Origin of the sequence: Celeribacter baekdonensis B30 (assembly GCF_000299875.1) — a bacterium.
Lineage (GTDB): Bacteria > Pseudomonadota > Alphaproteobacteria > Rhodobacterales > Rhodobacteraceae > Celeribacter > Celeribacter baekdonensis_A.
The window spans coordinates 19,042-32,419 of record NZ_AMRK01000010.1; the positions used below are offsets into that span (position 1 = coordinate 19,042).

The window sequence follows — 13,378 nt, forward strand, 5'->3', positions numbered from 1 at the left end:
GGAATTGCGGTCTCGGTCATTTACTTGCCATCCCTTTTGTCAATCGTGGTCATCACCGTGTAGAACACCCAGCTGATCGCCATAATCGTCAGGAAATACATCAGGCTAAAGGCGGCCGCGGGTCCAAGATCAAATTGCCCCAAGGCCATTTTCACAAGGTCGATGGAGAGGAAGGTGGTCGCATTGCCCGGACCGCCCCCGGTCAAAACGAAAGGCTCGGTGTAGATCATAAAGCTGTCCATAAAGCGCAGCAGGATCGCAATCATCAACACGCCCGCCATCTTGGGCAATTCAATGTAGCGAAACACGGCCCAGCGGCTGGCTTGGTCGATTTTCGCCGCTTGATAATAGGCATCAGGGATCGACCGCAGACCAGCATAGGCCAGAAGCGCTACGAGCGAGGTCCAGTGCCAGACGTCCATCACGATCACAGTGATCCACGCGTCCATCGTGTCTTGGGTGTAGTTGTAATCCACACCCAGCGCGTCCAGCGCGTGGCCCAAAAGCCCAATATCGACGCGGCCAAAAATTTGCCAAATGGTGCCCACCACGTTCCACGGGATCAACAAAGGCAGCGACATCAACACAAGACAGAACGAGGACCAAAAGCCCTTTTTCGGCATGTGCAGCGCGACATAAATCCCCAGCGGCACCTCAATGGCCAAAATGATGCCGGAGAACATCAGCTGACGCCCAAGCGCGTTCCACATCCGATCCGAATGCAACATGTCATCAAACCAATCGAGGCCCGCCCAGAAGAACTGATTGTTGCCGAACGTGTCTTGGACAGAATAGTTCACCACGGTCATCAATGGGATGACGGCGGAAAAGGCGACCAAGATCAGCACGGGCAGGACAAGGAACCATGCTTTTTGATTGACGGTCTTGTTCATGCGGCGTCCCCTTTTGCACTGATGCGCCAGTCATTGGCGTAAACATTGATCCCTTCGGGCGCAAAACTGATCCGGTCCGTCCCTGCGGGAATGTCGACCCCCTCACCGATGACCGCGTTTGTTTCGTGCCCCTCGACGGTCAGGCGGACAATCTTGTGACGCCCGACATCTTCGACGCGGTTGATCTGCGCGGGAATACCCGTGCCGCCCGCGCTCAGCCGGATGAATTCAGGGCGCACGCCAAGCTGTGTTTTGCCGCTTGCCACATAGGTGCCCCCCAGCTCGACAGTGGTATCGCCAACGCGGGCCGTGGCGCCCTCAATTGTGGCCTCAAACAGGTTCATACCGGGCGATCCGATAAAATAGCCCACAAAAGTATGTGCAGGGCGTTCGAACAGGTCTTGTGGCGTGCCAATTTGAACGACGCGACCGTCGTACATAACGACGACCTTATCCGCAAAGGTCAGCGCCTCGGTTTGGTCGTGGGTCACATAGATCATTGTGTGCCCGAAATCCTGATGCAGTTGCTTGAGTTGCGTGCGCAATTCCCATTTCATATGCGGGTCAATCACGGTCAGGGGTTCATCAAACAAGAGCGCATTAACGTCCTCGCGCACCATGCCGCGGCCAAGCGAAATCTTTTGTTTTGCATCTGCCGTCAGGCCGCGCGCTTTGTGATCCAGCTCCGCTTCCATATCAATCATCTTACCGACGCGCTGCACGCGACGTTTGATCTCGGCTGCGTCCATACCCCGGTTTTTTAGCGGGAACGCAAGGTTTTGCCGCACTGTCATCGTGTCGTAAACAACAGGGAACTGAAACACCTGCGCGATATTGCGGTCTGCCGTGGGCGACATCGTCACATCGGTGCCATCGAACAACACCCGACCTTGTGAGGGGATCAACAGTCCGGAAATGATGTTCAAAAGCGTGGACTTGCCGCAGCCGGATGAGCCCAAAAGCGCATAGGCCTCACCATCGGCCCAATCATGATTCAACTCTTTGAGCGCAAAGTCGTTTTCACTCTTTGGGTCCGGCAAATAGGAATGCGCAAGGTTCTCAAGTGTGATCTTAGCCATGTGACACCGTCTCCGCATAAGGGGCAGAGGCGACAAGCGTGCCGTCCTCAGCAAACAGATAAATCCGCGATGTATCGAGATAGACGGGCAGTTTTTGACCCGGCTTCAGATCGCGCACACCATGGATCAAACCGACCCATTTCGCGTCAAAATGCGACAGATGCACAAAGGTTTCCGAGCCGGTCAGTTCCATCACGCCAAGCGTCGCATCAAAACCAAGCTTGCCTTCGCCCGGCTCCAACGAAAGGTGGTTGGGCCGGAATCCAAGCATATATTTGCCATCGGCGGCATGTCCGCCCACCGCAGGGATGCTTTCTTCATGACCAAAATGCATCAGATCGCCGCGTTTTTCCACATGCAGGAAATTCATCGGCGGATCGGAAAATACGCGTGCGGTCGTGGCATCCTTCGGGTTACGATAGACCTGTGCCGTCGGGCCGAATTGTGTCACCCGGCCTTCCCAAAGCGTCGCGCAATTGCCGCCCAGCAACAGGGCTTCTTCCGGCTCTGTGGTGGCATAGACAAAAATCGACCCGGATTCCGCAAAGATGCGCGGGATTTCGGCGCGCAACTCTTCGCGCAATTTGTAATCCAAATTCGCAAGGGGTTCATCAAGCAACACCAGACCCGCATTTTTGACCAAGGCCCGTGCCAAAGCACAGCGCTGTTGCTGACCGCCCGAGAGTTCAAGCGGCTTGCGATCCAGCATCGGGGTCAGTTGCATCAACTCCGCCGTCTTGCGCACACGACTGTCGATCTCTGCTGTCTCAAGCCCCATCAGCTTCATCGGCGAGGCAATGTTGTCGTAAACCGTCATCGCCGGGTAGTTGATGAATTGCTGATAGACCATCGCGATTTTGCGATCCTGGACACGTTGTCCGGTCACATCCTCACCGTTCCAGCGAATGCGCCCCTTGGTCGGCACATCGAGCCCCGCCATCAGGCGCATCAAGGTCGTTTTACCCGACGAGGTTGGCCCCAACAGCACGTTCATTGTGCCGTTTTCAAGCGTCAGATTGGTTGGGTAGATAAAGGTCTTGCCGCCAGCAACATAGCTGACGTCATCAAGTTCAAGTGTCATGCAATGTCCTTTGCGTGTGCGCGGCGCTCGGTCATGTAGGTTTCGAGGGCACTGGCCTCTACGCTGCGCAGGCCCAATTTGCTGCGCCGCCACAGAACATCCTCTGCGGTCCGGGCAAATTCGCGGTCCATAAGCCAGTTGACCTCTGCGGCGGTCAATGTTGCACCGAAATCCTGGCCAAGATCCTCAATCGTTTTGGCCGCGCCCAAAACATCGCGGGCCTCGGTGCCATAGGCGCGGATGAGACGGCGCGCCCAGCGATCATCGAGGAAGGGATAGATGTGACGCAGATCGGTGATAAGAGGTTCGACCCCATCGACGGGAAAATCCCCACCGGGCATGGCAACCCCTGCGGTCCATGGGCCTTGCGCCACGGTCAGGCGGGTGCCGATTTTTTCAAGCGCGCTTTCGGCGAGGCGGCGGTAGGTCGTGATCTTGCCGCCAAAAATATGAAGCGCCGGTGCGCCAGCACTGTCGTCGATCTTAAGGGTGTAATCACGCGTCGCCGCCGTCGCAGAACTCGCACCATCATCATAAAGCGGGCGCACACCGGAATAGGTCCAGACGATGTCCTCGTCGCGGATTGGCTCTTTCAAATAGGCGTTCACAAACTCAATCATGTAGCGCTTTTCTTCGGGCGTGCAGACCGGATTTTGCGACAGGTCGCTATGCTCATTGTCGGTGGTGCCGATCAGGGTGAAATCCGTCTCATAGGGGATCGCGAACATGATCCGCCCGTCCGTGCCTTGGAAAAAATAACATTTGTCATGATCAAACAAACGCTTGGTGATAATATGGCTGCCGCGCACAAGGCGAATGTTGTCGGTGCTGTTGGAGCCGATTTGTTGACGCAAGATTTGACCGACCCATGGGCCGCCCGCGTTGACAACCATACGGGCACGCATCTCGTGAGTGTCTCCGGTTTCGACATCTTTGAGCGTCACGGTCCAGATGCCGCCCTCGGATCTGGCGGACACAACTTTGGTCCGGGGGAGGATTTTGGCACCCCGCGCCACCGCGTCGCGCGCGTTCAAAACCACAAGGCGTGAATCCTCGACCCAGCAATCGCTATATTCATAGGCCTTGGCAAAGAGGGGTTTGAGTGGTGCGCCTTCTGGTCCATGCTTGAGATCAAGCGTTTTGGTGCCGGGGAGGATTTGCCGCCCCCCCAAAGTGTCGTACATCAACAACCCAAGCCGGATCAGCCAAGCCGGGCGACGCCCTTTCATCCATGGCATGAACAGGGACAGCAGTTTTGAGGTGGGCGTGTCACTCTCAAACCGCATATCCTTTTGGTACGGCAAAACAAACCGCATCGGCCAACTGATATGTGGCATTGCCCGCAAAAGGGTTTCGCGTTCGATCAATGCCTCGCGGACCAAACGAAATTCGAAATACTCAAGATACCGCAACCCACCATGAAACAGTTTGGTCGAGGCGGAAGAGGTCGCAGAGGCCAGATCCGACATTTCGGCCAGCGTCACACTTAATCCGCGACCTGCGGCGTCACGGGCAATTCCACAGCCATTGATGCCGCCGCCAATCACCAGCAAATCGCAGATCTGCGCATTCTCGCTCACGTTGGATCCTCCCAAACCCTGATGACAGCACTGTGACAAAGTCGCGCTAAAAAGAAAATGTTTATTTTCGATTTTTTTCGGTTTTTGTAAAAATTGCGAAAACGCCCTGAATTTACAGAGAAAAAGAATTGAGAATTGCGCATTTTATCGTAGAAATAAACGATAGATGCTAAAACCACGCAGAAACGAACATGGCCGAGCCTGAGCTCAATGGCCATTCAGCCCTTTGATTCCGCCGCACAGGACAATTGCAAAGCAGGATCGCCTCACACCAAACCGAAAGCCTCTTTATGTCGCAAAACATCCGCTTCCCTGAGATCCTTGATATTGCCCGACGGGACGGGAAAGTGACGGTCGAACATCTTGCGGAGCATCTTGGCGTCACATTACAAACGATCCGCCGCGATCTGAGCGAGTTGGCCAATGCCGGGAGGTTGGAGCGTGTTCACGGCGGCGCGGTGTTGCCGTCCGGCACGGTCAACATCGCTTATCAAGAGCGGCGGCGGCTGAATGCGGGAGGAAAGATCGCCATGGCACAGGCCTGTGCCGCGATGATCCCCGAAAACTGTGCGATTTTCCTCAACATAGGAACAAGTACGGAGGCGGTCGCGGCTGAGTTGCTGCATCATCGCAATCTCATGGTTGTCACCAATAACATGAACGTGGCCAATATTTTGACTCGAAACCCAGATTGTGAGGTGCTTGTGACCGGAGGATCACTGCGCCAATCCGACGGCGGGCTGATCGGGGACATCACAACCGCCGCGATCCGGCAATTCAAGTTCGACATCGGTGTCATCGGGTGTTCCGCCATTGATCAAGACGGCGACATTTTGGACTTTGATCTGCGCGAAGTCGGCGTCAGTCAAACGATCCTGCATCAGTCTCGCCGCACCATGTTGGTTGCGGATCACACCAAGCTCAAACGTACCGCCCCTGCCCGGATCGCCTCCCTCTCGGAGATCGACGACTTCTTTACCGACGCGCCGGTGCCTCGCCCTTTGGAAGACCTGTGTGCAATGTGGGCGACCCAAATACATGTGAGCCGGCTTGAACGAGAGACGGAATAGCCCCCTGCCCCACCGTCCACATATTTGGCCGTACATCGTTTCGAAAATGCACCCAGTCCAAAATCGCCGCCCCGGTGGGATTTGAATCTCAAAACCGATCAAACCGATAGGGGCTTGGGTCAATAATCGGCGGGACGCCCATCACCAAATCGGCGGCAAGTTGCCCTGCCGCAGGCGAAGTGCCAAACCCATGGCCTGAAAAACCCGTGGCAAGCGTGAGCCCTCCAATCCCGTCGATCCCACCAATGACGGGTAGCGAATCCGGCGTGATATCCATCGTGCCGCCCCATTCTTCAGCGGATTTGATCTCCGCAAAAGCTGGCCAGTAGGTTTTGATATTGGCCATCGCTTCGGCATTGATACCGGTATTCACACGCGGGCCCATGGTACGCACTTTCTCGAATGGCGACATGCGATCAGGTGACCAGTGCCGCGCAAGTTTGAGATCTTCGATGAACTCTCGCCCCAAAGAGAGGCGCAACATGCTGCGGCCATGTTTGAACATCGGCAGGTATTTCATCCCCAAAAGCGCATGGTCAAGAACCAAAGGCGACCCCACTGCACCGCGTTGACAGACCGTAAAGCCCCCATCCATCCGTTTGCGGAACGACATATCCGGCGTCCCCACGGCGATATGTGTCGGCCCCTCCATCGGCGCGGTGCGAATGGCGTAACACACCAAAGGCAAAGTCGGGAAAGACACCCCCATATTGCCTAAGAATTTGCGCGACCAAAGCCCAGCCGCAAGGATGACATGATCACAAGAGATTTCGCCCTTTTCCGTCACCACACCGCGGACCTTCCCGGCAGACCGCACCAATGTGCGCACCGCACAGTTCTCGACGATCACAGCACCTTTGGCGACCGCGGCATTGGCAATGGCGATCGGGGCAATCGTCGGTTCGGCGTAGCCATCCGAGGGCGTGTAAATCCCCCCAGCCCAAGACGTCCCTCCCCCCGGAACCAACTCCGCGATCTCTTTGTCCGTCACCATCCGACTGTCGAGGTTATACTCCGCCACCGAGGCAAGCCATGCCCGATGCATCTCCATTTCCGCCTCGGTTTTTGCGGCGAATAAAATGCCCTCTTGCCGATACCCGACATCCACGCCCGTACGCTGCGCCATCGTCGCCCAAAGCGCATCCGAGGCCAAAGACATCGGCACATCTTTCGGCGCACGCGATGTTTTCCGAATCCAGCCCAAATTGCGCGAGGATTGTTCGCCCGCGACCCGGCCCTTTTCCAAAACGGTGACGGAGACCCCGCGCTCCGCGAGGGTCAAAGCCGCCGTCACCCCGACAATTCCACCGCCGATGATGACAACAGAGGTGGATCTAGGTGCCTCAGTGGCGGTTTGGACGGGGGCGGTTTTGGGGGCCATGGGGCAGTCCTTGAAAGAGGGGATGTGGAGCGATCAAAGCGACGTGTCGATGTATTCGATCTCGGCTTTGGACGCGCCGCGATAGGCGCTGACCTCGATCTCAACTTTGTAAACAGAGGAGCCAAGCGGCGGACAGGTCACCGAGGTGGTTGGATCAACGCCACGAAATTTTTCGCCGAAAATCTCCATCACAGCCGGGGTGTCGCTGGGCGTTTGGATGAACACGCGGGTCGAGATCACATCCTCAAGTCCCGATCCCACGGCTTTGAGCGCATTTTCGATATTCTCAAACACCTGAAGCGTCTGTTCGCGCAGGTCTTCGGGAATCTCTTTGGTCTGCGGGTTGCGCCCGGCGGTGTTCGACACCGAAATCCAGTTGTCGACCATCACAATGCGGGAATAGCTGCTGAGCTGTTCCAGCTTGGCACCGGTTTTAACTTTGACAATTTTTGTCATGTTTTTTCTTTCTGTTTCAAATGGATACTCAAATCAACGCAGAACAGGCACGTCCCACAGGTTGAGCTTGGTGCCGATGCCTTTGGCGATGGCATTGCGGTACACGGTTGTGCCCCAGGCCACATCTTCGACCGGCATCCCGCCGACGGAGAGCATGATGATCTCCTCATCATTTTGCCGACCCGGAGTGGCCCCCGCACAAATATCACCGAGGTCTTCGAGATCATCATGAGTCATCTTACCCTCATGGATCATGTCCATGAACCGCACACCAATGACCGGAACGTGGACGTGGGCGGGTTTCGGCAGCTCTTCGAACCACGCCTCATAGAGGCCGATGTTATCCATCACCTTGCGCACGTCTTTTTGCTCCATGCCCTCGTCAATTTCGCAGGACGCGGGCATCGACAGAAACGCACCGGGTTTGAGCCAGTCGCGTTTCACAATCGGGTATTTCGACACGTCACCTGTCTCGCCAGAGGCGCAATAGGTCACAATGTCAGAGCCGCGCACGAGGGTTTCGATGTCGGTGACGATCTCGATGTTGGTGATCTGCGGATAGGTCTCTTTGGTCCAAGAGATGAAGCTGTCGAGGCTCTTTTGGCCCCGGCCCTGAATTTTCAAAGTGTCAATGCCCGGACACGCCACCATGAAAGCCGCCAGGGAGGTTTTGCCCATCACGCCGGGGCCATAGACCGCCACCACTTTCGAGTCTTTGCGTGCCAGATGACGGGCGCCGACCCCCGGCACCGCGCCCGTGCGGTAAGCCGACAACAGGTTTGCCGACATGATCGCCAGCGGCGCACCCGTATCGGTATCGTTGAGCGTGAACATCAGAATGGACCGCGGCAGGCCCTTGTCCCGGTTGGCAATGTTGGAGCCATACCATTTCACACCGGTGGTGCCATACGCGCCACCAAGATAGGCCGGCATCGCCATGAAACGGCGATCCGCCGTGGGTTTTGGCATGTTCGGAAAGGGCGAATTTTCGGGAAAAACCACCATCGCACCGTGGCTGTCATTGTTCGCGCCCGCCATGCGATAATCGCCTTTGTGCAGCAGGACGAACATGTCCTCCATGGCATCCACGCAACCGGCCATATCGGTCACGCCTGCTTTGATCATGTCTTGTTCATTGAGGTAGATGAAATCGATTTTGGGCAAGTCTGTCATAGGGCTCTCTTTTGGTCGCTGTGTCATGGGCCGCCATGGTTCCGAATGAACACGGGCGACGATCTGATGACCAGAAACGAGATTGCAGACAGGTTTGCCCATTGCGCGGCGCGTCATTTTTCCGATAGTTTACGCCATCCGAGCCTTATCCACACGCTGCAGCGGCATTTTCAATTTAGGCGCAGCCATCGCGGAACCCCTTTATCTTCAAGGATTCCAATCTCTGTGCGGGTTTTTCTAAGGTCTGCGCGAAATTTAAGCGCTTTGATGTTGTGGCGCATTTTCCATGGCCACCCATAGCGAATCCCCGCGCGGCACACATGATCAGATTGCCCGCATGTCGCGCAAAACACCCTCGGTCATAGCGACGACCCCGATGCCTTCACTTGGCGCGGCGAATGTTCGGACCATCGTTTATGGGCGCGCCAAAAGGCTGTGCCGTCGGCGTATCCCAATGCCGTCGCAATGCGGCCAACACTTTGCGTGCCTTCCTGCAAGAGCATTTCGGCTCGCGTTCGCCGGATTTCATCAAGTAAAATCCGAACGCTTGTGCCTTCTTCCGCCAGCTTGCGCTGAAGGTTGCGTGAGGACAGGCCTAGGGTTTCTGCCACCCGCTCAACCGACACGGGCCGCAACCCGAGAGACGAAGAGACGATGGAGCGCGTCGCTTCCGTAAGCGTGGAGCGTCGCGGTGTCTTCTCGATCAAATCCGCGATGTGACGTTCCAACATAGACACCAACGCAGTGTCCTCCGCACGGTAAATCTCCAACATCGGGCCACGATCCATCACCAGCCGGTTTGTCGCCTGACCGTAAAGCACCGGGCACCCAAAATATCGACGTAAAAACTGTGCGCTTTCTGGCTCCACATGTTCGAAATGAACCTGTTGTGGCGCCCAGCGACTGATAAAATTGTCGCGGATCACCTGCGTGGTTGCGACAAGGGTGAATTCCGCATCTTGCCTGCGGGGCCAGATGTGGCCATCGACCAAACGATAGGACCAAAACACATCATCGCCATTTTCGATGAGCGCAACTTCGGTGCCTGTTTGAAGCGACCGCGTAGACCGCACAATCCGATCAATTCCGACATAAATTGACCGCGAAAGGGACAAAAGGATGCCCATTGGACCAAGATCCCCGGCACGAATGTCGCTTCCGATCCGGGCCCCGATATGCTCGTCCCCGGATAGAGCGGCGGCACTTTCCATAAATCCCGCGTATTCCATCACTGAAAGTCGCGCATAGGGATCCTTCAATATATCAAGGCTCATTCCATGTTTCGATAAAAGCGGCTGAGTCGAAACGCCTCGCGCAATCAAACGATCAAGAACGGATCCAAGCACCGTACTGCGAATTGCTGCATGGCCGTGCGTCGCATCTGCCATCTGTTTAAATTTCCATCTGTTTGGAAAAGGAACTTGCGCAAATTATCGCTTTTTTGGCGCGTTTTGCAATGGCGGAAAACTGGGTGGATGACATGTTTAGGGGGCAAAGTGAAACTGACCTCTGATGCTCTCACAGACTCATTGGATGGCGGTACATCGCATATAAAAACAAATACCGGCCTACAAAGTCGCTGATACGCTCGACAGGAGAAACTATGACCACGCTTTTGAAAATCGGCTCCGCCGCCGTGCTTGCCGCTATGCCTTTGGCAGCTTCGGCCGAATATCCCGAAAAACCCGTTGAGTTTGTCGTTCCCTTTCCGCCCGGCGATTTGGAGGACATCCTGACCCGCATGATCGCGGACGAATTTCAGGCCACCTACGGCGTGCCCGCAGCCGTGGTGAACAAACCCGGCGGCGGCGGTGGCCCCTTCCCCGGTGCGGTTGACGTGGCGCTGGCTCCGGCGGATGGTTACACTGTCGGCTCCTTCGTGATCGACGTGCCCATGGTCGGTCCATACATTGGCATCGGTCCGCTTGACCCCAACCCGTTTGAGCCTGTTGGCATTTTCTTGAGCTATCCGTTCGTCGTCGCCGCAGCGGGTGACGCGCCCTACACCACCATGGCAGAGCTTGCCGCCTACGCCAAAGATCACGACGTCGCTTTGGGCCATTTCGGCTCCGAAACAAGCCCCGCGCGTCACACGCTTGCTCTCGCCAAAGAGCTCGGCTTTTCCTACGCTTCTGATGCGGCCTTCGATGCGCTCGATTGCAACACACTCGCCTCCGGGGACGCCGATGTCATCAACACCACACTGCAATTGATCCGTCCTTGTCTGGATGATCTCAACATTCTGATGTCGGTGACCAACAATCGCATTCCGCTTTTGCCGGATGTCCCAACAGCCGGAGAGATCGCAGCGGACCTGCCGTTCTCCACATGGAATGGCCTGTTCGTGCATAAGGACACACCGCAAGTGGCCCGCGACAAAATCGCGGCCATCGCTGAGAAAGTGATCCACTCTGATGCCGCACAACAAATTGCCGCAGACACAGGCGCCGAAATCTATTGGCTCGACATTGATGCGTCCGAAGCACAGATGCTCAAAGATACCGCAACGCTTCAACGGATCAGCGATTACATTGACTGATCACACGCCTGCGATGACATCACTGCTCTCATATACTGACGACGGGGCTGCTCGGGTCCCGTCTCTTCTTCATGCCTTAGGAGCCACGCCATGGAGCGCCTAAAATCCTTTGTTGAGCTGTTTCAGCGTCAACGTCGCCCCGGCGATTTCGTGTTTGCCACGGCTTTCATGGTCTTCGCCCTCGTAAGCCTGATGCTTTTGCCGCAAGAAACCCGCTGGGTCGAAAAAACCCCGCTGTTTGCCCAGCCCGCATTCTGGCCTGCTGTGGGAGTTTTCATGATGGTCGGGTTCGGCGCAATACATTTGATCGGCTCAATCGCCTCTGAACGCAGTCCGGGGCGTGGCAAAGAGGTGCTCTATTGGGCGCGGTCGCTGGAATTCGTGGCGTGGTTTTTGGCCTATGTGCTCGCCGTGCCCGTGATCGGGTACCTGCCCGCCTCCATTCTCTTCTCCGTACTGCTGGTCTGGCGTCTTGGCTATCGCAGCGCACAAAGCTTCGCCCTTGCCGCCGTCTTCGGCTTCGCAGTCGTCGCCGTGTTTAAGGCCGGCCTCAATGTCAAAGTGCCCTCAGGCGCGCTGTATGCCTATCTTCCCGACAGCATCCGCACCTTCATGATGGTCAATTTCTAAAGGTTTCCGAAATGGATGCGCTTCTTTCCGGTCTTTCCCTCCTGATGAGTTTCGACGTCTTGGTGGCCCTCATGATTGGTTCCATTGGCGGCGTGGTCATCGGGGCCATTCCGGGCGTTGGCCCCGCTGTGGCGATCGCAATCCTACTCCCCGCCACCTTTGCCTTGCCGCCGCTGGTTGGGTTGGTGATGCTGTTGGGGATTTACGGGTCTTCGATGTTTGGGGGATCGCTGCCCGCCGTTTTGATCAACACGCCGGGTACGGCGGTGAACGCACTGACCACCTATGACGGTTACCCGATGACCCAACGCGGCGAGGCGACCAAAGCGCTCGGCCTTGCCTATGGCGCGTCATTTTTCAGCGGCATCCTATCGATCCTCGCCTTGATCCTGTTGTCGCCGCTCTTGGCCAAAATCGCCCCGATGTTTGGCGCGCGCGAAATCTTCCTTGCGGCCCTGCTTGGCATCGTTTTGGTCATCGTCGCTCACCGCGGCCAGATCGCGGCGGCGGGCATGATGGCAGGTCTGGGGATTTTATTGCAATCCGTTGGCATGGAGCCGGTGAAATACACCATGCGCTTCACCTTTGGCCAAGACTGGCTGACCTCTGGTCTCGACCTGATTGTGGTGGTTTTGGGTCTGTTCGCGATCTCTCAGGCCTTCTCCTTACTCGTCGATCCAGAAAGCGCCCCAGACGCCGCCCCGGTCAAAGGCGGCATGGGCAAAGAGATGCTCGGCGTGCTCAAATACAAACGCGTTGCCGCCACCGGATCATTCTTTGGTGTGGTTATGGGGATGATCCCCGGCGTCGGCGAATTCACCGCGCAATTCATGAGCTACACTCTGGCACGCAAACGGTCCAAGACGCCTGAAAAATTCGGAAAAGGCTCCGAAGAAGGCCTCGTCGCCTCCGAATCCGCCAACAACGCCGTGCCCGCCGCCGCGATGATCCCGCTTTTGGCGCTTGGCATCCCCGGCGAGGCGTTGACCGCGATGATGTTGTCGGTGTTCTACGTCCACAACGTGGTGCCCGGCCCGGCGCTGTTCCGCGATCATATCGACTTTATCTACGCGCTCTACATCGCGCTTTTGGCGCTCAACGTGATCGTCATTCTGTTTATGCTGGTCTCCTCCAACTGGCTGATCCGGTTGATCCGCATCCCCACGCGGTTCTTGGGGATGATGATCCTGATGCTGAGTTTTGTCGGCGTCTATTCGCTGCGCAACTCCGCCGTGGATTGCGCCATTGCCGCCGCCTTCGGGGTGCTTGGGCTGATCCTCAAACGGCTCCACCTTCCGGTGGTTCCGATCATCCTTGGCATGGTTTTGGGCAATATCATGGAGGTCAAACTCCGCGCCGCCATGGCCCGCGTCACCAGCCCGCTGGACTTTGTAGACCGACCGATTGCGGCGTTCCTTGCCATCGTTATCGTGGTGATCATCGCCTCCTCAATCCGCGCGGCCATCCAAAATCATCGCTTGAAAATAGCGCATTAA

At 56.5% G+C, this 13,378-nt stretch carries 12 protein-coding genes; 4 read left to right on the forward strand and 8 right to left on the reverse strand.

The features are described from left to right. Positions 1–20: 20 nt before the first annotated feature. From B30_RS15950 to glpD, 4 genes are read right to left on the reverse strand one after another with little or no spacing between them, the layout of a single operon-like run. Positions 21–893 carry a carbohydrate ABC transporter permease gene (locus B30_RS15950; RefSeq protein WP_009573170.1) on the reverse strand — a complete coding sequence of 291 codons (873 nt, stop codon included), beginning with the start codon at positions 891–893 and terminating at the stop codon, positions 21–23. Then, complete coding sequence (locus B30_RS15955) at positions 890–1,972, reverse strand: ABC transporter ATP-binding protein (RefSeq protein WP_009573171.1); 1,083 nt, start codon at positions 1,970–1,972, stop codon at positions 890–892. The genes B30_RS15950 and B30_RS15955 overlap by 4 nt, the downstream gene beginning before the upstream one ends. Beyond that, the gene (locus B30_RS15960; protein WP_009573172.1) at positions 1,965–3,053 is read right to left on the reverse strand and encodes an ABC transporter ATP-binding protein; all 1,089 of its coding nucleotides are present in this window, start codon (positions 3,051–3,053) and stop codon (positions 1,965–1,967) included. The genes B30_RS15955 and B30_RS15960 overlap by 8 nt, the downstream gene beginning before the upstream one ends. Beyond that, positions 3,050–4,633: a glycerol-3-phosphate dehydrogenase gene (glpD, locus tag B30_RS15965; protein WP_009573173.1), complete on the reverse strand. Its 1,584-nt coding sequence runs from the start codon at positions 4,631–4,633 to the stop codon at positions 3,050–3,052. Before glpD ends, B30_RS15960 begins: the two co-directional genes overlap by 4 nt. 290 nt (positions 4,634–4,923) lie before the next feature. On the opposite strand from glpD, the gene B30_RS15970 reads away from it, so the two are divergent. Beyond that, positions 4,924–5,703: a DeoR/GlpR family DNA-binding transcription regulator gene (locus B30_RS15970; RefSeq protein WP_009573174.1), complete on the forward strand. Its 780-nt coding sequence runs from the start codon at positions 4,924–4,926 to the stop codon at positions 5,701–5,703. Between the two features lie 88 nt (positions 5,704–5,791). Here the strand turns inward: B30_RS15970 and B30_RS15975 are convergent, their stop codons facing one another. The 4 genes from B30_RS15975 to B30_RS15990 all read right to left on the reverse strand — a co-directional run bounded on the left by B30_RS15975 (position 5,792) and on the right by B30_RS15990 (position 10,101). After that, positions 5,792–7,084 carry an NAD(P)/FAD-dependent oxidoreductase gene (locus tag B30_RS15975; protein WP_009573175.1) on the reverse strand — a complete coding sequence of 431 codons (1,293 nt, stop codon included), beginning with the start codon at positions 7,082–7,084 and terminating at the stop codon, positions 5,792–5,794. Between the two features lie 33 nt (positions 7,085–7,117). After that, complete coding sequence (locus tag B30_RS15980) at positions 7,118–7,540, reverse strand: Rid family hydrolase (protein ID WP_009573176.1); 423 nt, start codon at positions 7,538–7,540, stop codon at positions 7,118–7,120. Positions 7,541–7,573: 33 nt separating this feature from the next. Further along, the gene (locus B30_RS15985; RefSeq protein ID WP_009573177.1) at positions 7,574–8,713 is read right to left on the reverse strand and encodes a tyramine oxidase subunit B; all 1,140 of its coding nucleotides are present in this window, start codon (positions 8,711–8,713) and stop codon (positions 7,574–7,576) included. A gap of 359 nt (positions 8,714–9,072) precedes the next feature. Beyond that, a complete protein-coding gene (locus B30_RS15990; protein WP_009573178.1) occupies positions 9,073–10,101 on the reverse strand; it encodes an AraC family transcriptional regulator in 1,029 nt (342 codons plus the stop codon). Positions 10,102–10,316: 215 nt separating this feature from the next. Between B30_RS15990 and B30_RS15995 the strand changes: the two genes are divergently transcribed. The 3 genes from B30_RS15995 to B30_RS16005 all read left to right on the forward strand — a co-directional run bounded on the left by B30_RS15995 (position 10,317) and on the right by B30_RS16005 (position 13,378). Beyond that, entirely contained in the window at positions 10,317–11,252 is a 936-nt protein-coding gene (locus B30_RS15995; protein ID WP_009573179.1) for a tripartite tricarboxylate transporter substrate-binding protein, read from the forward strand. 90 nt (positions 11,253–11,342) lie between these two features. After that, entirely contained in the window at positions 11,343–11,882 is a 540-nt protein-coding gene (locus B30_RS16000) for a tripartite tricarboxylate transporter TctB family protein (RefSeq protein WP_009573180.1), read from the forward strand. 11 nt (positions 11,883–11,893) lie between these two features. After that, entirely contained in the window at positions 11,894–13,378 is a 1,485-nt protein-coding gene (locus tag B30_RS16005) for a tripartite tricarboxylate transporter permease (protein WP_009573181.1), read from the forward strand.

Excerpts from the sequence above, each read along its gene's own strand:
- B30_RS15960 (WP_009573172.1), bottom strand. The coding sequence starts at position 3,053 with ATGACACTTGAACTTGATGACGTCAGCTATGTTGCTGGCGGCAAGACC.
- B30_RS15990 (WP_009573178.1), bottom strand. The coding sequence starts at position 10,101 with ATGGCAGATGCGACGCACGGCCATGCAGCAATTCGCAGTACGGTGCTT.
- B30_RS15995 (WP_009573179.1), top strand. The coding sequence starts at position 10,317 with ATGACCACGCTTTTGAAAATCGGCTCCGCCGCCGTGCTTGCCGCTATG.
- B30_RS15970 (WP_009573174.1), top strand. The coding sequence starts at position 4,924 with ATGTCGCAAAACATCCGCTTCCCTGAGATCCTTGATATTGCCCGACGG.
- B30_RS16005 (WP_009573181.1), top strand. The coding sequence starts at position 11,894 with ATGGATGCGCTTCTTTCCGGTCTTTCCCTCCTGATGAGTTTCGACGTC.
- B30_RS15985 (WP_009573177.1), bottom strand. The coding sequence starts at position 8,713 with ATGACAGACTTGCCCAAAATCGATTTCATCTACCTCAATGAACAAGAC.
- B30_RS16000 (WP_009573180.1), top strand. The coding sequence starts at position 11,343 with ATGGAGCGCCTAAAATCCTTTGTTGAGCTGTTTCAGCGTCAACGTCGC.
- B30_RS15975 (WP_009573175.1), bottom strand. The coding sequence starts at position 7,084 with ATGGCCCCCAAAACCGCCCCCGTCCAAACCGCCACTGAGGCACCTAGA.
- B30_RS15955 (WP_009573171.1), bottom strand. The coding sequence starts at position 1,972 with ATGGCTAAGATCACACTTGAGAACCTTGCGCATTCCTATTTGCCGGAC.
- B30_RS15980 (WP_009573176.1), bottom strand. The coding sequence starts at position 7,540 with ATGACAAAAATTGTCAAAGTTAAAACCGGTGCCAAGCTGGAACAGCTC.
- B30_RS15950 (WP_009573170.1), bottom strand. The coding sequence starts at position 893 with ATGAACAAGACCGTCAATCAAAAAGCATGGTTCCTTGTCCTGCCCGTG.